The organism is Paludisphaera soli, assembly GCF_011064595.1.
Taxonomy (GTDB): domain Bacteria; phylum Planctomycetota; class Planctomycetia; order Isosphaerales; family Isosphaeraceae; genus Paludisphaera; species Paludisphaera soli.
This window is the reverse complement of record NZ_JAALJI010000006.1, coordinates 13,862-34,801: the sequence shown is the minus strand read 5'-3', so window position 1 is coordinate 34,801 and position 20,940 is coordinate 13,862. Positions and strand designations below refer to the sequence as shown.

The following is a 20,940-nucleotide window of genomic DNA, read 5'->3' as shown; positions in this document are numbered from 1 at the left end:
CTCAGGAAACGTCGCCCGGCCCGGCGTAGGGCGAGGTCAGTTCGCCCTGAGCGTTGAGGATGCCCGCGTCCACGAGCGAACCGCGGAAGTCCTCGGCGGACATCGCCCTCAGCTTGTCCGCCACGGCCCTCAAGGTCGCCCCGGCCTCGCCCTCCACCTCGGGCGAGGGGCGATCAGCCGGCGTCGTCCCTGCCGTATCGGCCGTCCGTCCGGACGTGCCAGAGGGCGAAGATGTTCTTCGGCTCCCGGACGCAGACCTGGACGTGCGATTCTTCATAGATCCAGCTCCCGGGCCAAACCCGTTTCGCCTTGTCGGTCGGCACGTAGACCGCCCTCGAAGTCTGTATGGGCGTGGCTGTCGCATCCGATTGCGAATAGATCCAGTTGAACACCGCGCAATCAAGGCTCTTCTTGTCGCGGTAGTTGCGACGGAGGGGCGTCCGAGCCCGCCGCGAAGTCTCCAGCATATCCGCCTGGATCCTCTTGAGCCACGCGACGTTCTCGGGGTCCAGGAGATCCAGGCAGTTGCCCAATCGGATCATGGCCCCCACGACCGCCGGTCGAGCGTTCCCCCTTCGCCGCTCGGCCCACTTCCAGGCCTGCTTCGGGGCGTACTCCCAGAAGTAAGCCCCCTGACCCAGCCATTCGTAGGACTTCGTGCTGGGAGTGAAAGCCCCGCCGTCCACCAATCGCTCGGCCACCGCCGCCGTCGTCCCATGAAAGGCTACGACCGTCCGATGATAGTCCCGATAATCGAACATGGCCCGCCCGTTCCTCGACAACCGCTTCCGCCACGCGACCTCACGAACTCTAGCATCCCTCGAATGGTCAGGGCGGACTCCATCCACCGGCGAGCCGGGCGACCGCCCTCCGGATTTCGACCTCAACCGCAGGCTGAGAGCCGATCAGGAGCACGAGGAAGTTGGCGGGCGTGAAGTCATCAAAGGCGGTGGATCGGAGAAACCACCCCACGACCTCCGAGACCGCCTCTCCCTCGTGCCTCGTCGTCATGACGAAGCGATCGTCCGGCGGGTGGAAATCGGGATCGGTGCTCACGAAGGCCCAATCGACCGCATCCTCCCACTTCGAAGACTCAAGCCCCGCACACACGGCGTAACGGCAGCCCTGCCGGACGAGTTCCCCCCCCAGGGTCGCTCGCTCTTCCGGAACGGCCCCGAGGCCGTCGACGAGGAGCAAGACGAAGTCCTCTCCGTCGAAGGGAGACCGGAACGCGAACGGCCGCTCCAGCGTCTCGATCCAGATGTCATGGCCGGGCCCTCGAACGATTCGCTCCACGAGATCCCTCCAGACCGCTGATCGGAGATCGCTTACGAGACGTTGCGGCCGCCTCAACCGGCCTCCAGCCCCAACTCCGCCTGGATCGCCTCGAGGTCCCGCTTGGTCCTGGCCCCGGCGTTGACCGTCCAGCCCTTGGCGAAGGGGAGGGCGATGGGGGCGACGGTGACGACCTGGTTCGGGCGGCTGTAGGACGTTTCGCCCTTCATCTCGCCGTAGTTCTTCCAACCCAGCTTGGCGAGCCGATCGGCGGAGATCGGCGTCTTGGTGAAGGCGCCGAAGGCCAGGTGAGGGAGACCACCGTAGACGGCCTGGTGGTGGAGCATGCACGCCAGGAAATCCGAGCATTTGCGTTTCAGGACGCCGTGCCACGACGCGGATTCGTCGTCTGGCTCCCCCTCGGAGACGGCAGGATCCTCGGCGTCGGGGTCGCGGACGGAGACGCCCCAGATGCAGACGTTCTGGTTCTCCTCCAGGAAGACCAGCCTCCTCCCCTCCACCGTCCACTCCGACGGCGGCAGCAGGCGCTCCTGGCTGAGGTTGAACCGCTTCTCGCGGCCGGCGACGAGGTAATACGCGCGCAAGGACGCCGGCACCCGGACGCCCAGCCGCGCCTCGGCCTGCTCGATCGTCCGGGTCGAGAGCGCGGCGTTCCCGGCCAGCGGATAGCCGAAGTCCTGGAACAACGCCCGGTAGCGATCTTCGTAAGACCTCACGGCCCGACCTTCCTTCGTGAACGACGCCCATCGATCCGACGTGAAACGACCGGCCATGATTCCACGCCCGTTCGCGTGGCGCCAGGAGCCGGGCTCCCGAAGCCGCGAGCCCTCGAATCGCCTGGTCCGATCGTCGCGATGATGGTACAAAGCCGCGCCCACGGACCCCGCCCCGGCCCTCGATGGATCGATCCCGATGAGCCACCCCCGTCGCGCGGGCCTCGCGTTCGCAATCCTTTCGAGCCTCCTGATCGCTCCCGCACGGGCCGCGACGGAGATCAAGCTGGAGAAAGGCTACCTGGCCGGGGTGGTGGAGAAGCTGCCGCCGAACCGGTTCGACCAGGAGAAGTACCGGGGGTCGGTGCATTCGTTCCGGCTGGTGGGGATCGACCCGCAGGCGAGGAAGCTGCTGGCGGCGTTCACGGCGGAGGGGGAGTTCCGGCCGCCGGCCTCGGGGCCGATCGGCGAGAACGCGTCGCGGTCGAAGGGCCACGTCGACGGCTGGCGGAAGTTCCGGTTCGAGATCAAGGCGAGCGCCAACATCGAGGCCGGGCCCGACGGCACGCCTCGGTTCCGCGTCGAGGTCGACGAGGTCAAGCGGACCGAGCTGGAGGGCGTGGCGGGCCTGCTGGCGAAGCTGCTGGGCAAGCAGTTCGACGCGATCGCCACCCAGGTCGTCGACGGCAAGGCCGAGTCGGTCAACCAGAAGCTCAACGCCGAGATCCTCAAGCGCGCGGCGATGTACAAGGACTACGGCGTCCTCTGCGGGATCGACTACGCCCCCGAGTTCGTCGTCCTCAAATTCGACCTCACTCGACTCGACCGCCAGGGGACGCTCGGCTACGTCTTCGCCGAGCCCCGACCGGGCACCGTCCCGCTCCACCGCTGGCTCAACGTCCGCACCGGGGCCCATCGCTACACGATCAGCCCCACGATCGACGTCCCCGGCGCGTTCGCCCCCGAGGGGATCGCCTGCCACGTCCCCACCCCCGACGCCCCCGACGCGGCCCCCGTCGAGCTGCTCCGGGGCCGCATCGACCACCTCTACACTACCGACGCGCAGGCTGAACGCATCCGCCCCCGCCTGTACCAGTCCGAAGGCGTCGCTTTCCATGTGCTGTCCGCCCCCGCCGACGGCGCCGTCCCCTTCCTCCGCTTCTACAACTCGCGACGCAACCTCCACTTCTACACCACCCACCCGCACGCCGAATTCGCGAAGTAAGCGGGATCGACGTCGGCCGTCAGTCGAGCCCCTTGAAGCCGGAGTAGCGCACGCCCCCCTTGCCGCGGTCCCAATCCGCACGCTTGAAGATCAGAGGATCGCTGGATTGCAGGGTCGCGTGCCAATCGAAGACGTACTCCGACCCGTCGTCCATGACGATCAACGTCGCCGTATGGGCGATGTTCAGGTACTCGCGACTATGGGGCCGAACCTCGCGCACGCCGGCGATCTTCGCGGCCTTGACGTCGTCGGTCGTGACGTCGGCGATGCCGACGCAGGAGAGCGCGGCGGCCTCCGGCTCATCGCCCTGGTATCCCATGGCGATCATCCCGAGGTTGCGCAGCGACCCCGTCAGCCCCAGGCGGTTGGGCATCACGCGGGCCAACGTGCTGTCGATCCGCTTGCGGCTCGGCGAGCTTCGGACGACGGAACGGACGATCTGCTTGGCGGTCTCGGCGCTCAACATGTCGGGGCCTTCACGTTCGAGAGATCCGGCCGGAGGCGTCGATTCGACGCGTCCCTTCTCGCGACGGCGTCCCGCCCGGCCCGCTCCGAACATACGGACGAGTCCCGGCGAGCTTAAACCGCGCAGGCGGATTCCACTCGACCGATGCCGACCGGCGACGCTCGACGACGCCGTCCGGCCGGGTCGACGCCCATCTCCACCACCGCCGCGGAGGCCGGACGCATCCGCCCCCCCGTCTCTACCAATCCGAGGGCGTCGCCTTCCACGTCCTGACCGCCCCGCCGAGGGCGTGGTGTCGTTCTCTCGCTTCTTCGACCCCAGGCGAAACTTCCACTTCGACACGACCCACCCCGCGCCGAATTCGCCGGGCGAGCCCGGCCCGCCAGGTGATCGGCTTCGTTCGGCCGGATTCGCGGGGCCCGCCGCGTCCCTCGCATCGGACATGATCCCGGATCGGCGGCGCGTCGTCCGATGACCCGGATTCGGGGGATCCCGGCGCGCGGGCGTCGACGGGACGAGTTCGCCCATGCCGGCCCGGCGATCTCGCCGGCGGATCGAGTCCCGGAGCGTTCACGTGCGGTCCGCGCCTCCCGAGGCGTCGGGCGGGAACTCGGAGAAATCCGCGAGGGCGTGAATCCGCCGACGGGCGGCCGGCGAACACTCCGTGGGGTGGGGACGAAGCCCCATCGCCGAGCGTCCTGCCGAACACCCGACCCCCCGCGGAGACCCTCATGCGCCTCAGAACCCCGAACGCCCGCAAGCTGGCCGCGCTCGCCCTGGCCCTCGCGAGCCTGGCGGCCCCCCCGACCGCCCCCGCCGACGACCTGCCCAACCTGGACGACGCCCCCGGCGAGGGCGGCCGCAGCGTGATCGCCCGGGCCGCCGCGACGGGCCGGGCCAACACCCTGGTCACGGCCGTCTACCTCGGCGCCCTGCTCGACACGCTCCGGTCGAACGGCGGCCCCTTCACCCTGTTCGCCCCGACCGACGAGGCCTTCGCCCGCCTGCCGAAGGAGGACCTGGCCGCGCTCCTGCGGGCCGAGAACCAGGGGAAGCTGGCCGAGGTGCTCAAGTACCACGTCGTCCCGGGCCGGGTCACGGCCGCCGAGCTGACCTCGCAAGGCCGGGTCGAGACGCTCAACGGCGGCCGGCTAACCGTGGCCGCCAACGCCCGCGGCGTCGCCGTGGACGAAGCGACCGTGATCCGGGCCGACGTCGCCTGCCGGAACGGCGTGGTCCACTTCATCGACCGGGTCCTGACCCCGCCCAGGCCCGACGTGGTCGCCTTCGCGGCGAAGAATCGCTTCCAGACGCTGGTCAAGGCGATCAAGGCGGCCGGCCTCGAGGACGCCCTGAGGGGCGACGGCCCGTTCACCGTCCTGGCGCCGAGCGACGAGGCCTTCCGCAAGCTCGGGCACGACACGCTCGACGCGCTCCTGGACTCCGAGGACGGCCGGAAGAAGCTCGCCGAGATCCTCAAGCTCCACGTCGTGCCCGGCAAGCTGACCGCCCAGGCCCTGCGCGAGGCCAAGGACGTCCCGACCCTGGCGGGCGTCGCCCTGAAGGTCGAGGTGCACGGCCACGGCCTGACCGTCGGCGGCGCGCCGGTGACGGACGCCGACAACGAGGTCGGCAACGGGATCGTCCACGCGATCTCGGCGGTGATCCCGCCGCCGAAGCGGGCGGACGACATCCTCGCCGTGGCCGCCGCCCGCGGGAAGTTCAACGTGCTGGCTGCGGCGCTGAAGGCCGTGGGCCTGGACGACCCCCTCCGGGGCGACGGGCCGTTCACCGTCCTGGCCCCCACCGACGAGGCGTTCGCCAGGCTGGGAAAGGATCGGCTCAAGGAGCTGTTGAAGCCCGCCAACCGCGAGGTGCTGGCGCGGATCCTGAAGTATCATGTGGTCGCCGGCAAGGCGTCGGCGCGCGAGGTCGTGGCCAGGGGCGAGGTCGAGACGCTGCTGGGGCCGAAGGTCCGGGCGACGATCGACGACGGCCGGCTGGTCATCGGCGGCGCGAAGGTGGAGGCGACCGACGTGGGGGCGTCCAACGGGCTCATCCACGCGATCGACTCGGTCCTGATCCCCGAATGAGCCGCGTCGCCGGCGATCCGGCCGAGGAGGCGACCCGAACCGTGTCCGAATCGATCCTCGTCCGCATCGCCCGCGGGGACCGGGCCGCCGTGCGGGACTGCCTGGACCGCCACGGCGGCCTGGTCTGGTCGATCGCGCGGCGGCTCTGCCCCGACCCGGCCGACGCCGAGGACGCCGTGCAGGAGGTCTTCATCGACCTCTGGTCGGCCGCCCCCCGGTACGACCCGGACGTGGCGGCCGAATCCACGTTCGTGGCCATGATCGCCCGCCGTCGCCTGATCGACCGCCGCCGCCGGGCCTCCCGGCGGCCCGATCACTCGCCGCTGCCCGAGACGCTCGCGGCCCCCCCGCACGAGGGCCCGGACGCGGTCGAACGCCGCGACGAGGCCGACCGCGCGGCCCGCGCCCTGGGGGGGCTGGACGAGGGCCAGCGGCTCGTCCTGACGCTGTCCATCTATCACGGCCTGACCTACGACGAGATCGCCCGCCGCACCGGCCTGCCGCCGGGGACCGTCAAGACGCACGCCCGCCGCGGGCTGATCCGCCTGCGGAGTCGCCTGGCCGCCCCACACCCCGAGCCCCCGGAAAGGGCTTGAGCCATGAACCCGAACCATCCCCCGCCCGACGAACGCCGCGACGAGCTGCTCGCCGACCGAGCCCTCCAGGGCCTGGACCCGCGCGAGGCGGCCGAGTTGCGCCGACTCCTCGACGGCCTCGTCGACGAGTCGCTCGACCTGGCCGCCGCCGCGGCCGACCTCGCGCTCGCCGGCGAGCCCTCCGAGCCGCTGCCGGAGGCTCTCCGCCGGGCGATCGAGGCCGACGCGCCGGGCCGCGTCGGCCCGCCCCCCGAGATTACGCCCCACCCCCGTTCCCGGATCGCCGGTCGAACGCTCCCCTGGCTGGGCTGGGCCGCCGCCGCGGCCCTCGCCTTCGCGTTCCTGCGCGGCGGCACGACCCCGATCGCTCCCGAGCCCGGCCCTCGGCCCGCGCCCCAGCCTACCCTCCAGGAGCGCCTGGCCGACGCCGCGAGGGCCCGCCTGGCCCCCTCCGATCACCCCCTGGCGCGAGAGGCGGGCGGCGAGGTCGTCTGGGACGCCGCGCGTCAGCAGGGCTACCTCGCCCTGGAGGGGCTGGCCGGCGTCGACCCCCGGCAGGGCGCCTATCAGCTCTGGATCTTCGACGCCTCCCGGGACCCCCGCTATCCTGTCGACGGCGGCCTGTTCACCCTGTCCGAGGGCCAGACCTCGGCCGTCGTCCCGATCCGCGCGGCCGTCCCCGTGCGCGAGCCCACCCTGTTCGCCGTCACCCTGGAGCCGCCCGGGGGCGTCGTCGTCTCGGACCGCAAGCGGATCATGCTCACCGCCGCCTGGCCTGAAACGGGAGGGACGATCCGCTAGGCGGGCGGTCCCTCGCCGCCGGTCGTCTCCTGAGTAGCTCCGAGAACAGGGGCGGCCGTTCCGATCGGGGACGAGGAGACGAGGGCGTCGAAAGACCTGCTCAACCCTGGCCTGAGCACCGCCTCAAGCCCCCACGCCGGATTCGCGAGAGGAGGGACGGCCCGGGCGAGGCTCGGCCGGGTCGACGCGACAACGACCCGTAGCGAGGAATCCCGACGTCTCGAACACCCGGGGCCGAGTTCCTGATAGGCTCGCAGGTCGATCTCTCGGGCTTGGAGTTCCGGCGGGGGGGGCGCGATGGGCCAGGAAGAGCGAAAAGGGCGCCTGAGGCGATTGTCGAAGGGCCCTTACCGCGCCCTGACGATCCGCGTCGCGCGTCGCTACCTGATCGACTACCCCGACGACGGGGTCGTCTGGATGTGGCTGGGCGACTCTCTGACCGGCATGGCCCGCTACGAGGAGGCCGAGCAGGCGATCGCCAAGGCCCTGGATCTCTGCCCGCCCGAATTTCGACGACCCCCCCTGAGTAACATGGGCCACCTCTTCCGGGCGGCGGGCGATCCGGAGCAGGCGGCGGGCTGGTATCGAAGGGCCACCGAGGCCGACCCCGACCACGCGGCCGGCCAAATCCACCTGGGCAGGCTCCTGGCGGAGCAAGGGCGGCTGCACGAGGCCGAGGAAGTCCAGCGGGCCGCCCTCGCCTGCGAGAAGGGCTGGTTCGACGAGGCCTACCTCAACCTGGGCCTGGTGCTGCGGGCCCGCGAGCGCTTCCACGAGGCCGCCGAATGCTTCCGGGAGACGCTTCGACTCGACCCGGAACATCGCGAGACGCGACAAGCCTTGCGCGACGTCGAGGCCTGCATCAGGTGGGCGGAGCGTCGAAGCCGACCCGGCCGATCGAGCTTCCGGCGACGAGAGGGCGGGGTGAACCGGCGCAGGCGGTACGAGAGATTGCGGAGGCTGTCGAACGGTCCGTACCCGGCCTCGACGATCCTCGTGGCGCGACGCTACCTGATCGACCACCCCGACGACGCCGTCGCCCGGATTCATCTGGGGGAAGCCCTGGTCGACGTCGCCCGCTACGAGGAGGCCGAGCAGGCGACCGCCAAGGCCCTCGGGCTTTTCAGTCCCGAACGGCGACGACTCCCCCTCGTGTACATGGGCCACCTCTTCAAGGCGGCGGGCGATGCGGAACAGGCGGCGGCCTGGTATCGGCAGGCCGTCGAGGCCGACCCCGATCACGCCGCCGGCCGGATCTTCCTGGGCGGCGTGCTGGCGACGCAGGGGCGGCTGCACGAGGCCGAGGAGGTCCATCGGGCCGCCATCGCCTGCACGAAGGGACGCATCGACGAGGCGTACCTCAATCTGGGACTCGTGCTGCGGGCCCGCGAGCGCTTCCACGAGGCCGCCGGCTGCTTCCGCGAGGCGATCGGCAGAGACCCGGAGTACCGCGAGGCGCGCAAGGCCCTGCGCGACGTGGAGGCCTGCATCCGGTGGGCGAGGCACTGGAGCTGAGCGTGGCGGATCGCGGAGCCCGAAGGCGGCCGCCCCCACGCCGGAAGCGGGGCGTGGGGGCGCGAGCCGTCAGCGGAAGAGGCGCTGCGCGAAGTGGTAGAGGTCGTCCTTCCAGACGGCGAAGTCGTGGCCGCCGGGCTCGACGTGCCAGACGTGGGGCACGTTCTTCTCCTTGAGGTACCCGTGCGTGCGCTGGCTGATGTTGATGAGTCCGTCCTTGTCGCCGCACGAGATCCAGAGGAGCCTCAGTTTCGCGGCCTCCTCCGGGTTCGTCACCAGTTTGTCGGGCGGGCGGGTGTTCGGGGCGGAGGAGAAGCCGCCGACCCAGGCGAACACGTCGGGATGGCCGAGGCCGAAGTTGAGCGACTGGCCGCCCCCCATCGAGAGCCCGGCGAGGGCCCGACCTTCGCGGTCCTTCCGCACGGCGTAGGTCTTCTCGATGAACGGGATCACGTCCTTGAGCAGGTCCCCCTCGAACGTCTCGAAGGCCTTGGCGTGGCGGAAGACGTCCCCCTCGGCGCGGTCGTTGGGCTGGGCCCGGCCGTTGGGCATGACGACGATCATCGGCGTCGCCAGTTTGTCCGCGAGGAGGTTGTCCATCACCACGCCCACCTTCCCGCCCCGCTCCCACTCCTCCTCGTCCCCGCCGATGCCGTGCAGCAGGTAGAGGACCGGATACGGGGCCTTTTCGTCGTAGCCCGGCGGAGTGTAGACCCGCATCTTCCGCTTCACGCCCACGGTCGACGAGTCGTACTCGACCGTCTCGATCTTCCCGCGAGGGACGTCGTCGCGGCGGGCGTCGAAGCCCTCGGGTGCGGCCGGGACCGCGGGCTTGTCGTCGGGCCCGAGTTCGATCGGCGCCCGCCGCGGGCGGTTCTGCTGCGCCGAGGCGTCCGGCAGGACGAACGGCAGCGCGAGGAGCACGATCCAGGAGAGGCGTCGCATGGGAAGATCCTCCGAGAGACGAAACGAATCCTCAGCGTTCGGGCTTGAGCACGGCTTCCAGCCCCTTCGTGAGCACGGCCTCGGCGTCGGGCGCGACCCAGCACCAGTCGCCGAGGTTGGAGTCGCGCTCGGCGATGCGGTCGGCGGTGGGGATGTAGCCGGTGGCGGCGTCGCCGTAGGCGATCGCGACGACGACCTTGTCGGGCCGGAGCTTCTGGGCGAGGAGCTGGAACGCGACGTAGGTCTCGCCGGGGAGCAAAACCAGGACGACCGGGCCGAGGTCGAGCGCCGGCAGGTCGATCGGCCGGCCGGCGGCCACGCGCTCGCGCCAGCTCAGGCCCATGGCGGCGAGGCACTGGCCGAACGGCTTCGCGTGGTCGAGCAGACGGGCTTTCAGGTCGACTTCCGTGAATCCGGGGCCCTCGCGCGGCGTGAACGTCAGGGGCTCGACCCGGAGCGAGGCCCGTTCCAACGGCTCGCGGCGGGTGGCCTCCCAGGCGCGGGCCATCGCGTCTTCCAGGCGGGCGGCCAGCTCGGGGCGGCGGGCGGGGTCGCCGTCGTTGTACTTGCCCGCCGTCACGTCGCCGCCGCATCCCGAGGCGTAGACCTGCAGGACGCCGGGAAGGGCCTTCTGCCGCGCCCGGCGGGCCATGCCGACGAAGTCGGCGGAGACCTCGCCCTTGCCGTAGTAGCTCATCGGGTGGATCGCGTAATGGTTCAGCGCGGCGACCGGCTCGTCGCCGTCCCAGAAGCTCACGACCGTGACGTACGGGTCGATCAGCCCCTCCTCGGCATCGTGCGCCACGGGGTTCTTCGAGGCGCTCGTACGGTCGTGGACGACGGTCCCGTCGGGGCGGACGTAGCGCCGGCTGGAGCCGACGCGCTCGGCCTTCGCGCGGCCGACGCCGACGTGCGTGACCGGGCGCGGGGCCTTCGCCATCGCCTTCTCGACGGCGTGCGCCACCCGCTTGACGATCAGCTCGTGGAAGGGGATGTTGCAGATCCGGCCGGCGCAGCCGTGCTCCTCCAGCATCCGCTCGGCCGCCAGGTCGGCGATCGGCGCGTCGTGCTGGTGCACGGCCGAGAGCAGGACGCGGCCCGGCTCGGTCCCGGCGGCCTCGGCGATCGCCTCGCGCCAGCGGTCGTACGCCTCGTTGCGGATCTCGCACCAGTCGACCGCGACGACCACGACGGGCTTCTCCAGCGAGTCGCCGCGCAGGACGAAGCCGATCGCCTCCAGCGGGTCGGCCACCGACTTCACCGGCTCGATCCCGCCCCCCATGCAGGGGTGCCCGACCAGCGGCGTGACGTCGGCCGAGAACGGGAACAGCTCCCACGGCCGCGCCGCCTCGCGCCCGGCGGCGAAGGCCCGGGGCAGGACCATCAGGGCCGCCGCGAACGCCCCCAGGACGCCGCGGCGGGGGAGGGGGGCTTCGAACGGGTGGGGTTGGTTCGGCATGGGGGTCCGCTTGATGTTCGAGTCAGGGTGCACGGGGCCATCAACGTCCTTCCCCCCGGCGGGGGAAGGGAAGACGAGTGGAGTCCAGCAGGGCGCCGACAGGACTCGTCCGCGGCCTCGGCCCCTCGATCCGGCCTACATCGCGCCCAGATCCAGCATGGTCCGCAACGGTCCCAGGCCGGTCAAGGGGCGGGCGCGTTTACGCCAGGCTTCGAAGGCGGGATCGTCGCCCCGGCGGTCGCGAAAGGCGGCGAAGGCGGCCATGGCGCGCCAGTCGGAGTCTTCGACGACGACCCGGAGGCCGCCGCCGGCCTCGAACGCCGCGAGGACCTTCGCGACCTTGGACGACTTGCCGACCGGGAAAGGGGTCGAACGGACCGCCACGGCCCGCCGGCCCTCGGCGGCGGCGAGAGCGGCCAGCTCCTCGACCTGCTTCGCCAGGGCCCCCCCCTGCGCGGCGCGGTTGCAGACCCCCGCCGTGAATCGCGATCGAGGGCCCTCGAAGCTCACGTATCGGCCCTCGACGCGGGCCTGGATCGAAGCCGGGTCGTCCCCCGCCTCGATCGAAGCCTCCCGAAGCGCGGCGGCCAGGACCTTCGCCAGCTCGCGCTTCTCGGTCGGGACGGGCTCGGCCCTGGTGCTCCGGAAGTCGTCCCACGCCCGCTCGATCTCGTCCACGGCCCGCCTGGCCTCATCGCCCCGCGCCGCGGCGGGCGCGGAGCCCGCTTCAGGAGGGTGCGCGGCCATCTTCCCTTCCTCAACGCAGCGCTCGCGGTACGCCTGGCACTCCTGCAACACGTCGCGGGCGCGCAGGCCCACCAGGGCCGCCGTCAGCGCCTCGGGGATCGGGAAAGTCGGGTCGTCGGGCCTGGGCTCGACGCCCGCCGACCGGAACAGATAATCGAGCCGACGCGCGATCAGGGCGCGGACCTCCTCGGGCGCGCAGGGGGTCTCGAGCACTGCGGGGCGGGGGTCGTTCTCCACGCGGTCGCGGGTGGATCGCGTGAGCATCGGCTTCAGCTCGTCGTAGAAGTTCTCCAGGCACGAGACGACCACGATCGCCGACGGCACGCGGCTGAGCAGGTCGCCGAGCGTCGCCATCGCCCGCCGGAATTTGGCGGCCGCCTGGTCCAGGTCGAACACGTCCTCGAGCTGGTCCACGCAGACGACCAGCGGCGCGCCCTCGACGGCGTGGATCAGCCCGCCGATCCGCGCGATCATCCGCGAGGGGGCGTCGGTGTAGGTGCTGGGGTCCAGGTTCCCCAGATAACGCCGGTCGCGGGCGTTGAGGTCCTCGCAGCGCAGGTATTTCAGGAGCCGCGCGTGGATCGCCGGGTCGCCGGCCTGGAGGTAGAGCAGGGCCTGCATCAGGTCCACGTCCACCCGCGCTAGCCGCTCGTCGCGGATCAGGGCGTCGGCCACCTCGGCGACGATCGCGTCGATCGCGGCCTGGCCCAGCTCCCCCTCGCGGAGCCGCTCGACGGCCCGGGCCGGCTCGGGCGCCAGCATCGCGGCGAGGCGGTCGGAGAGCCGACGCAGGCCCGACTCGGGCGCCTGGCCCTCATAATACGGGCGGTCGAGCGACTCGACGACGTTGTTGAGCGCATAGCGCGGATAGTCGCCCGTATAGGACGTCATCTGCATGTACGCGCAATAGCCCAGTCCCGCGCCGTGGACGCGGTTGCGGAAGGCGCGCAGGAGGTGCGTCTTGCCGCTGCCCGACTCGCCCAGGAGCAGGAGCATCCGGCCCGCCGGCGGCCCCGAGGGGTCCCGGGCGCGTTCGACGGCGCGGTCGAACCAGGCGCGGACGCGGCCGTGGACGGCGGCCACGTCGAACGGGTCGGGCCGCCAGACGTCCGACGCCGTGGCCACCGCGTGGAACGGGTCGGCCGCGCGGGGCGAGCAGAAGGCGGCGACGCGCGGGTCGGGGTCGTCGGTCATGACGAGGCCCTCCACGTCGGCTCGTCGCGGACGAAGTGGAAGCAGGTGTTCATGTAGGGGACCTCCGAGAGCAGGACGTCCTCGGGGTTCATGGCCTGCACGAGGTCGGCGCGGGAGAGGCTCAGGAGCCGGGCGTTGTTGGCCTCGGCGAGCCGCTTCTTGAAGAGCGCGAAGTCGCCCCCCCGGAACGAGGGGTCGTGCTGGAGCGCCCGCCAGACGTGGACGACGAACACCTTGTCCTCGCCGTGCCGCCCCGTCCGGCAGCCCTTCGCCGCCTCGCGGACGCGGGCCGCGAACGCCGCCAGGTCGAGCGCGGGGGAGGCCGGGGGCTCGGAGTCGGCCTCGGTCGTCGGGGCGGCGGCCACGCCCGGGTCCCCCTCGGCCCAGCGGCGGACGACCTCGTCGCGGAGCGTCTTGAACGGCTTGCCGGGGGCGCCCAGGCGTTCGGCCAGGAGCAGGTCGAGCGTCCCCTTGGCGGGCGCGGACGCGGTCGGCGTTCCGGCCAGGGCGCGGCGGAACAGGGCCGCCTGGACGGTCTCCAGCGTGACCTTCTCCTTCGGGCCCAGGCCCAGGTGCTTGCGGGTCCAGGCCTCCTTCGCCTGCTTGAGCGTGGGCGTCCCGCCGAGCCCCAGCGCGGCCTGGCGGTCCAGCAGCACGGCGCGGAGGACGTCGTCCCGGGCCGTCGCCGCGCCCGGGTCCAGCCCCAGGGCCCGAGCGGTCAGGAGCGACTTCTTGAGCCCCGCCCAGGTCGGTTTGGGCCTCTCGGGGAGCGCCTCGACGCCCAGGAACGCCAGCGCGGCGAGGCGGCCCTCGTCGGTCGCGGCGAAGGTCGCCGGGGCGCGTTTCGTCCGCCCTGGCCGCTGGACGACCAGGCCGGCGGCGGCCAGCTTGATCAGGGCGCGGTCGATCACCGAGGCCAGCTCGGTCCCCGGCCAGCGGCGGCCCAGGATCGGCTCCAGGTCCTTGCGGAGGTCCCCGGCCTTCGCGCCGTTCGCCCCGGCGAGCAGCAGCCGGGCCAGGATCAGGGCGTCGGTCGGGGTGGGGGCGAAGGGGTCGGGCGTGGACATGGGCCGGTTTCCGCGACGAGCCCCCGCGCGACCGGGCCGGGGCGGATCATCGGTCCATGATCGGGCCGCGGATGGGGCGATACAAGGCGGGGCCTCCGAATAACGTCGATCGCGGCCCGGCCTTTGCGGGCGTAAGAGGGTATCCCTCAAGGGCGGCCCCTTGAGGCGCGAGGGCCCGACGGCTACCCTCGACCATCGTGAAAGCGACGGCCGACGCCATGGTCGGCCCTCGGATCGACGCGACCGACAACCCAGGGAGAATGCGACAATGACGATCCATCGGAGCGCCGCGGCGCTGGCGTTTTGCGGCCTGATCGGGCTGGGTTCCTCCGCCTCCGCCCAGCACGCGGAAGAGAAGGCGCACGCCGCGCCGGCGATCACCAAGGCCGTGGCGACCCTCATCCCGACCAAGGACAGCAAGGTCCAGGGCCAGATCACGTTCACCGAGCACGACGGCAAGGTGAAGGTCTCCGGCGTCATCACCGGCCTGACCCCCGGCGAGCACGGCTTCCACGTCCACGAGTTCGGTGCCTGGTCCGAGGACGGCATGGCCTCCGGCGGCCACTTCAACCCGACCGGCGAGAAGCATGCCGACCGCAGCGCCTCGATGCGGCACGTCGGCGACCTCGGCAACATCACCGCCGACGAGAGCGGCAAGGCTACGATCGAGATCGAGGACTCGCACCTGAAGTTCCACGGCCCGACCTCGATCCTCGGTCGCGGCCTCGTGGTCCACGCCAAGGCCGACGACCTCAAGACCCAGCCTTCCGGCGACGCCGGCGGCCGCCTCGCCGTCGGCGTCATCGGCGTCGCCAAGCCCTGATCGGGCGGGATCGTCGGATTCGAACGAATCGCGGCGTGCGAGGGACGATCGCCGTCCCTCGCACGCCGTCGTCGTTTCGAACAGCGAGATTCGATGATCTTCCCTTCCCCCCTGGTAGGGGAAGGTGGCCGAAGGCCGGATGAGGGGGATCCTCAAGGCGGACTATGCGAGGAAGCGACGGCGTTCGCGCCCGGCTGGTTTCCCGGCGGTCTCCCGTGACCGCCTTCCTCCTCATCCGGCCCTGCGGGCCATCTTCTCCCGCCGGGGGGGAAGGGCGTTGAGGCACATCCGAGCTTCGTGGTCCGGGAGGCCTGCCTGTTCCGGATCAGGGCCGCATCGACATGCGAAGCCCCGCGACCACATCGGCGGCGAAGTCGCCGAAATCCTCCGGGCGGGACCCGGGGGACATCGATTCGACGGCCCCTCGCGGGATCTTGACGCCGAGTCGCCGCTCCAGTCGGAACAGCAGGTCGAGGAAGTCCGGCCCATCCGAGCGGAGGTTCCAGAGGTCGGCCAGCCGATCCCGGGGACGGACCGACTCGGCCGGGACGCCGCAGGAATCGGCCAAGGCGCGACGGACCGCCAGCCAGAGCGTGGCGTCGGCCGCTTCGGCCCGCACCGCGCGGAGGAACTCGGGGTCGGCGAGCGGCGGGCGCGTCGCGAACGCCGAGCGGCGTCGCCGGAGGCGCCGGGCGTCGAGGGCGAGCAGGAGGACCCCGCACGCCACGATCAGTAGAAAGGTCGCCCCGCCCATCATCGCTGCCGGGCTGCGAATCGGCGGGCGAGGGCCTCGCCGGGCGGAAGCTCCCGGCGCGCGGCAAGCCAACGCGGGACCTCACGCCGCCTGCCGGGCGGTCGGAAGCCGGGGCCCCCGCAGCCGCAGTTGTGGAACGTCACGCCGGCGCGAGCGAGGCTCTCCAGGATGCTCCAGGCCTTGCGGTCGGCCCTCGGCGGGGCCTTGAAGTCCAGGCCCATGTCGACCATCGGCCGGGTGCAGTCGGGGCAGGGGGCCCGGCGGGAGACGGGAATGCGCCGCGACCCCCGAAGCCAGGTCTCGCCTTCGGGAGCTTCCCACTGGTCCTGCTTGAACGCCTTGCGGCAGGAAAAGCAGGCGAAGTGGTCGCGGTACTGGTGAAAGCCGTAGCGACACACGGCGGGGCCTCCTTCGGGGGCGTGACGGCCGTCCTTGACGCCGAGACACGCCCCGCGCGGGGGAGGTTCGCGACGGCCGGGTCAGTCCAGGATGAACCGCGGCGGGTCGGCTTCCTCGTGGCGGATCTCGTCGACCGGCTCCTTTTTGCCCTCGCCGGCGTAGAGCCGGTTGGGGGCGTTGAGGACCAGGCCGGGGTTCTCGCCGACGTTGCGGTAGGCGTGGACGACTCCGGGGGGGATCCAGACGGCGGCCGGCTTCGATTCGCCCAGGACCTCGACGTAACGGTGCCCGAAGGTCGGGCTGTCCGGCCGGGTGTCCCACAGGTAGAGCTTGAAGTCGGACGGGCCGATAAACGCGAAGCCGTCGGTCTGGTCGACGTGCTCGTGAGGCCCGCGCGCCACGCCCGGCAGCGTGCACGAGATGTAGGTCATGACCGGCCAGCGGTCCTCGGCCAGCTCATCGTGGCGGAAGACCTCGATCAGCCAGCCGCGGCTGTCGCTGAACGTCTTCAGATATCGGATCTCGACGCCCTCGATGGCGCCGTCGACGTACTGGATGGTCGCTTCAGACATGAGCATGTCGTCGAGCGGTCGTCCCTGACCGCCCCTCCCAGCAAGGTAAAGGAACCCAACCCGGACGCGCCGCCTCAGAAGCGGCCCCCTCCTTCGCCCGGCTCCACGCCGTAGGTTTCGCCGATTCCGCCCGATCCGTCAACACCGGGCGGGTCCGGCCGGGCTCACTCGATGTCCATCGGCCGGTTGCGGAGGGGGACGGGGCGGGACATGCGGTTGTAGTCGGCGCCGGCGTAGCCGCCGACGAACAGGGGCTTGACCTCGGGCTTCTCCAGGGCGGGGCGGCGGACGATCCGGCCGATGCCGCCCGAGGAGTCGCCGGGGGTCGCGCTGTAGTAGCGGTCGCGGGCGCAGCCGGTGCAGGCGGCGGCCCCGGCGAGGGCGATCGCGGCGACGGCCGTCGCGAGACGGGACGGGCGGCGGGGCGTGCTCGGATCCATGACGGGCCGGGCCTTTCCTATCCTGGGACGGGTCGTGACGCCTTCTCCCCCCGAGTATCGGCGCGCCGCGTCGGGCGACTTGATCCTCGACGGCCCCCGGCCCGAACCGCGTCGGCCCGGCGGCGGAAAAACTCAAGTCGCGGAGGGGTTCCGAGAACCGCCGAGGCCGCCGCAATCCGCTCAAGCCGCGCGACCGACGAGGCCGATCGAAAGCCTGTCGCGGCCGACCGGCGAGGCGGAGCCACCGCCCGGGTCGAGTCGGCAAGCTCCAGGCGGGGAAGGGGTTGGGATGTCGGATCGTTCCGGACTTCGGCCCCGACGGGCCTCGGCCGCCGCCCTCCTGGCGCTGGGGCTGGCGGCTTCCGGGGCGGGCCTGGCCCCCCGAGGGGACGGCCGATCGCCCGCAGGTCCGCCGGCCCCCAAACCCAGGCCGGGCGCGCTCCCGGCCCCACCCCCTTCGGCCGACTGGCGGCCCCGCGTGCCGGTCTCGATCGCCGTGCATGACGGCGTGGCGACGTTCGACGCCCCCGGCGACGCCGACGGCGGCGAACTGCTGGTCGTCGTGTCGTCGCTGGCCCCCGAGGCGGGGCCGTTCCCGGTCCGGCTGTCGGCGCGGGCCGTCGACCGCGCCGAGGCCCCCGAAGTCGCCCACGAAGGGCCGATCCGCGAGCCCGTACCGCCGCCCGTGGCCCCGACGGACGACGCCCCCGCGCCGCTCTTGCCGCCGGAGCCCCATCGCGACTTCCACGTCCTGGTCCGCGACGGCGACGTGGGGGGGGCGAGCAACTATCAGAAGGTGCGCGGGACGCTCCGCGCGGTCGGCGAGCGGGTGCAGGTGTACGTGGCCGAGGAGGACCTGGAGCGGGTCGACGCGGCGACGCTCGCCGACGTGGTGGAGACCTTCGACGCCCGCGTCCGGCCGGTCGCGGCGCGGACCATCGGCCTGGCCGACGACGCCGACGGCGACGGCCGGTTCACCGTCTTCTTCTCCAGCTGGCTGACCCGCCTGGGCGGGGGCCGGCACGCCGTCGACGGCTACGTCCGCGTGACCGACCTCGACCCGAGCTACCCAGCGCCGTTCGGCAACCGCTGCGACATGATGTACCTGAGCACGGCCCTCCGCGCCGGGCCGCACCTCCGCACGGTCATGGCCCACGAATACACGCACGCCGTGGTCTTCACGCGCAAATGTCTGCATCGGCCGGCCGCCGCCGGCGCGGTCGTCGAGGAGGAGGGCTGGCTCGACGAGGCGCTCGCGCACCTGAGCGAGGACCTGCACGGCTTCGGGCGCTCGAACCTGGACTACCGCGCGAGCGCCTTCCTGTCGCAGCCCGAGCGGTATCGGCTGGTCGTCGACGACTACTACGCGGCCGACCTGTTCCGCAGCCACGGCAACCGGGGGAGCACCTATCTGTTCCTCCGCTGGTGCGCCGACCGTTACGGCCCCGGCCTGCTGCCGACGCTGGCCGGCTCCGACCTCCGGGGCGCGGCGGCGCTCGAAGCGGCCACCGGCCGGACTTTCGCGGACCTCTTCCGCGCCTGGACGACGGACCTGGCGCTTCCCGCCGACCCGGCGTCCGCGCCCGCCTTCGCCGGCTTCCGTCCCGAAGGACCGGCCGGCCCCTGGCTGCCCGCGGGCCCCCGGCCGTCCCGGCTGGCGGCCGACGGCGAGGCCGACGCCTGGGAGGCGGCCGGCACCAGCCCGCACTTCGCGATCGTCGACTGCGGCCGCGCGAAGGCCGTTCGTGTCCGCATCGAGGGCCCCGACGCCGCGAGGCTCCAGGTCACCGCCGCCCGGCTCCCCCGCGCCCCCCGCCTGACGATCTCGGCCCGGGCCTACACCACGGCGAACGGCGAGGCCAGGCTCCGGGTCTCCGCCCGCGAGGCGGGGGGAGGCCCCGTGAAGCTCCTCGCCCTGACCTGGGAACCCCAGACGCCCCCCGCCGACGCCCTGCGCTCGCCGATCCGCCCCGGCCGCCTCGACGCCGACGGCCTCGTCGACGCCTTCGGCGTCGCCGCCATCCCCGCAGCCGGCGCCCTCGACTCCCGCCCCATCCGCCTGGAAGGGCTCGACGCCTCGGCCGGCCCCGTCGTCCTCAAGCTCCTCGCCCGGGACGAATCCGGCCGCCCCGTCGCCGCCTGGGCCACGATCGGTGCCGAGTCCGACGCCCCCGCGATCGCGAGCGAGCCGCCGGCACGCGCCCGACGCTGACGGCCCCGCGGGCCCGCTTCAACGAGAGACGACGACGTACTGGACGCCCGTCGCGCCGAGTTCCACGAGGCGATCCTTGATGGCCTGCGACACGACGATCGCGATGGGCCAGTGCTTCGGCAGGAAGATGTGACAGCCTCGGGAGCGTGCGGGGTCGATGACGAGCTTGACGACCCCCCGGGGCAGGCCAGGATGATCGGGATCGTCAGGGGGGTGGTACTGGATGATCGACCGATCGCGGTCGATGCATTCCGGGCATGCGAGCACGTTGAGGACCTCCCATTCGCCGTCCTCCTCGCCATCGACCGCCGCGGGGAGGCGCTGGACGTCGTCCGGGGCGATGGAGGCGATGGTTTCCGCCATCCGGCGCGAGACGACGGTGGGCGAGAAGGGGGTGACGTTGAAGTCCTGCCGCCTCCCTTCCTGGATGACTTCGAAGGGGATGGGCCTGGGGTCGTCCACCCGGATGCACCGACGATACGCCCAAGGGTCCAATCCCGAGCCGTCGTCGAAGCGGGCCTTCGGGGAAACGACCCATCCGTCGTCGTTCGTCAGGAGAAGCCGATAATAGCACATGGTCCTGCACCGTATCGTCCGCCGAAAAGGCCACATCCTAATCCGATCGAGACGCCGGATCGACCGGGCCTGCCTTCGCCGAGGGCGGCCGCGCCCCAAGCGAGGCCCCGCGATCGAGCGATGACTTCTCGACGCGGCTTGGGGGATTCGGTCGACCGCGAAGGCTTCGTACAGGACGACCCAGAACCCGGTCCGCTCGCCGGAAGCCACGTCGACGCAAATCGGGCGGTCGAGCAAAAACTCCCTCGCGACCGTGCGGAACTTCTCCGGGTCGCTCCTAGGCGAGCGGACGCCGATGGAGATCAGGCCGTTCTCGACTCGGTTGAATCGGGATCGGCGGCCGGCGGCCGCCGGCGACTTCCTTGACACCCTATCTCGCAAACATGCGGAAAACGTGAAAATCGCCCGACGCCACTGTACAAGCGTTGACAGAACGTCGATATCCGTGTTGAATCCTGCAGAACGTCGCTCCGACTGTTCGTGCGAACAGTAGCAACGTCAGGGTCCGAGTAGAGGGGTCGACTCATGGCCGATGCGATGGCGAACGGGTTCCCGATGGTCACGCCGCACCTTGTGGTGAAGGGGTGCGAGGCGGCGATGGAGTTCTACAAGGAGGCGTTCGGGGCGGTGGAGCGTTTCCGGCTGATGTGGCCGGGCCCGGACGGGGTGGACAAGGTCGGGCACGCCGAACTGACCTTCGGCGACTCGGTGGTGATGCTGGCCGACGAGTTCCCGGAGCACGGCTCAGTCGCGCCGACGGGCCCGGGGGCGAGCGTGACGATCCACCTGATGGTCCCGGACGTGGACGCCACCTACGCCCAGGCCGTCGCGGCGGGGGCGACGGCGGTCATGCCCCCGGAGAACGTGTTCTGGGGGGACCGCTACGGCAAGCTCATCGACCCCTTCGGCCACCACTGGTCGGTCGCCACCCATCTGGAAGATTTGACCCCGGAGCAGATCAAGGAACGCATGGCCGCCATGTTCGCCGCCTCGCCCGACGGCTGCAACTGAACAGGCGGGCCTCGATCGCCGGAGGGCCCGCTTGCG

Annotated in this window: 22 protein-coding genes; 8 read left to right on the top strand and 14 right to left on the bottom strand. The window is 71.8% G+C overall.

The features are described 5' to 3' along the window. Window position 1: 1 nt before the first annotated feature. From G6O68_RS33235 to G6O68_RS09710, 4 genes are all read right to left on the bottom strand, one after another. Window positions 2-124 (bottom strand): hypothetical protein, encoded by a 123-nt coding sequence (locus tag G6O68_RS33235; protein WP_261345594.1) that lies wholly within the window; start codon window positions 122-124, stop codon window positions 2-4. Between the two features lie 49 nt (window positions 125-173). Then, the gene (locus tag G6O68_RS09720) at window positions 174-761 is read right to left on the bottom strand and encodes a hypothetical protein (RefSeq protein WP_165247094.1); all 588 of its coding nucleotides are present in this window, start codon (window positions 759-761) and stop codon (window positions 174-176) included. Between the two features lie 67 nt (window positions 762-828). Next, window positions 829-1,353 (bottom strand): DUF7684 family protein, encoded by a 525-nt coding sequence (locus tag G6O68_RS09715; RefSeq protein WP_165247092.1) that lies wholly within the window; start codon window positions 1,351-1,353, stop codon window positions 829-831. Beyond that, window positions 1,350-2,012 (bottom strand): hypothetical protein, encoded by a 663-nt coding sequence (locus G6O68_RS09710; protein WP_165247090.1) that lies wholly within the window; start codon window positions 2,010-2,012, stop codon window positions 1,350-1,352. The genes G6O68_RS09715 and G6O68_RS09710 overlap by 4 nt, the downstream gene beginning before the upstream one ends. Window positions 2,013-2,208: 196 nt before the next feature. On the opposite strand from G6O68_RS09710, the gene G6O68_RS09705 reads away from it, so the two are divergent. Beyond that, a complete protein-coding gene (locus G6O68_RS09705; protein WP_165247088.1) occupies window positions 2,209-3,234 on the top strand; it encodes a hypothetical protein in 1,026 nt (341 codons plus the stop codon). Between the two features lie 19 nt (window positions 3,235-3,253). Here G6O68_RS09705 and G6O68_RS09700 read toward each other — a convergent pair whose 3' ends face one another. After that, window positions 3,254-3,700 carry a hypothetical protein gene (locus tag G6O68_RS09700; protein WP_165247086.1) on the bottom strand — a complete coding sequence of 149 codons (447 nt, stop codon included), beginning with the start codon at window positions 3,698-3,700 and terminating at the stop codon, window positions 3,254-3,256. Between the two features lie 731 nt (window positions 3,701-4,431). On the opposite strand from G6O68_RS09700, the gene G6O68_RS09695 reads away from it, so the two are divergent. The 4 genes from G6O68_RS09695 to G6O68_RS09680 all read left to right on the top strand — a co-directional run bounded on the left by G6O68_RS09695 (window position 4,432) and on the right by G6O68_RS09680 (window position 8,705). Continuing rightward, entirely contained in the window at window positions 4,432-5,793 is a 1,362-nt protein-coding gene (locus G6O68_RS09695) for a fasciclin domain-containing protein (protein WP_165247084.1), read from the top strand. A gap of 41 nt (window positions 5,794-5,834) precedes the next feature. Beyond that, window positions 5,835-6,389, top strand: a complete 555-nt coding sequence (locus tag G6O68_RS09690) for an RNA polymerase sigma factor (RefSeq protein WP_165247082.1) — start codon at window positions 5,835-5,837, stop codon at window positions 6,387-6,389. 3 nt (window positions 6,390-6,392) lie between these two features. Next, complete coding sequence (locus tag G6O68_RS09685; RefSeq protein WP_165247080.1) at window positions 6,393-7,190, top strand: anti-sigma factor; 798 nt, start codon at window positions 6,393-6,395, stop codon at window positions 7,188-7,190. Window positions 7,191-7,523: 333 nt separating this feature from the next. Then, on the top strand, window positions 7,524-8,705 hold the full coding sequence (locus G6O68_RS09680) for a tetratricopeptide repeat protein (protein ID WP_165247078.1): 1,182 nt from the start codon (window positions 7,524-7,526) through the stop codon (window positions 8,703-8,705). 69 nt (window positions 8,706-8,774) lie between these two features. Here G6O68_RS09680 and G6O68_RS09675 read toward each other — a convergent pair whose 3' ends face one another. The 4 genes from G6O68_RS09675 to G6O68_RS09660 all read right to left on the bottom strand — a co-directional run bounded on the left by G6O68_RS09675 (window position 8,775) and on the right by G6O68_RS09660 (window position 14,117). Then, window positions 8,775-9,650, bottom strand: coding sequence for an alpha/beta hydrolase (locus G6O68_RS09675; RefSeq protein WP_165247076.1), 876 nt, complete (start codon window positions 9,648-9,650; stop codon window positions 8,775-8,777). 31 nt (window positions 9,651-9,681) lie between these two features. Further along, window positions 9,682-11,142 (bottom strand): hypothetical protein, encoded by a 1,461-nt coding sequence (locus G6O68_RS09670; RefSeq protein WP_165247074.1) that lies wholly within the window; start codon window positions 11,140-11,142, stop codon window positions 9,682-9,684. Between the two features lie 102 nt (window positions 11,143-11,244). Beyond that, window positions 11,245-13,050 (bottom strand): ATP-binding protein, encoded by a 1,806-nt coding sequence (locus G6O68_RS09665; RefSeq protein ID WP_165247072.1) that lies wholly within the window; start codon window positions 13,048-13,050, stop codon window positions 11,245-11,247. Continuing rightward, a complete protein-coding gene (locus G6O68_RS09660) occupies window positions 13,047-14,117 on the bottom strand; it encodes a hypothetical protein (protein ID WP_165247070.1) in 1,071 nt (356 codons plus the stop codon). The genes G6O68_RS09665 and G6O68_RS09660 overlap by 4 nt, the downstream gene beginning before the upstream one ends. Window positions 14,118-14,385: 268 nt before the next feature. Between G6O68_RS09660 and G6O68_RS09655 the strand changes: the two genes are divergently transcribed. Further along, window positions 14,386-14,940, top strand: a complete 555-nt coding sequence (locus tag G6O68_RS09655; protein WP_165247068.1) for a superoxide dismutase family protein — start codon at window positions 14,386-14,388, stop codon at window positions 14,938-14,940. 325 nt (window positions 14,941-15,265) lie between these two features. Here the strand turns inward: G6O68_RS09655 and G6O68_RS09650 are convergent, their stop codons facing one another. From G6O68_RS09650 to G6O68_RS09635, 4 genes are all read right to left on the bottom strand, one after another. Continuing rightward, window positions 15,266-15,667, bottom strand: a complete 402-nt coding sequence (locus G6O68_RS09650) for a hypothetical protein (RefSeq protein ID WP_165247066.1) — start codon at window positions 15,665-15,667, stop codon at window positions 15,266-15,268. 26 nt (window positions 15,668-15,693) lie between these two features. Then, on the bottom strand, window positions 15,694-16,092 hold the full coding sequence (locus tag G6O68_RS09645; protein WP_165247064.1) for a hypothetical protein: 399 nt from the start codon (window positions 16,090-16,092) through the stop codon (window positions 15,694-15,696). An 81-nt stretch (window positions 16,093-16,173) separates the two neighbouring features. Continuing rightward, window positions 16,174-16,665, bottom strand: a complete 492-nt coding sequence (locus G6O68_RS09640; RefSeq protein WP_165247062.1) for a dTDP-4-dehydrorhamnose 3,5-epimerase family protein — start codon at window positions 16,663-16,665, stop codon at window positions 16,174-16,176. A 164-nt stretch (window positions 16,666-16,829) separates the two neighbouring features. After that, window positions 16,830-17,105 carry a hypothetical protein gene (locus G6O68_RS09635; protein ID WP_165247060.1) on the bottom strand — a complete coding sequence of 92 codons (276 nt, stop codon included), beginning with the start codon at window positions 17,103-17,105 and terminating at the stop codon, window positions 16,830-16,832. A 289-nt stretch (window positions 17,106-17,394) separates the two neighbouring features. Here G6O68_RS09635 and G6O68_RS09630 point away from each other — a divergent pair, with 289 nt between their 5' ends. Further along, complete coding sequence (locus G6O68_RS09630) at window positions 17,395-19,317, top strand: hypothetical protein (protein WP_165247058.1); 1,923 nt, start codon at window positions 17,395-17,397, stop codon at window positions 19,315-19,317. A gap of 18 nt (window positions 19,318-19,335) precedes the next feature. Here G6O68_RS09630 and G6O68_RS09625 read toward each other — a convergent pair whose 3' ends face one another. Continuing rightward, window positions 19,336-20,262, bottom strand: coding sequence for an imm11 family protein (locus G6O68_RS09625; protein WP_165247056.1), 927 nt, complete (start codon window positions 20,260-20,262; stop codon window positions 19,336-19,338). Between the two features lie 156 nt (window positions 20,263-20,418). Between G6O68_RS09625 and G6O68_RS09620 the strand changes: the two genes are divergently transcribed. Beyond that, on the top strand, window positions 20,419-20,904 hold the full coding sequence (locus tag G6O68_RS09620) for a VOC family protein (protein WP_165247054.1): 486 nt from the start codon (window positions 20,419-20,421) through the stop codon (window positions 20,902-20,904). Window positions 20,905-20,940: the final 36 nt, after the last annotated feature.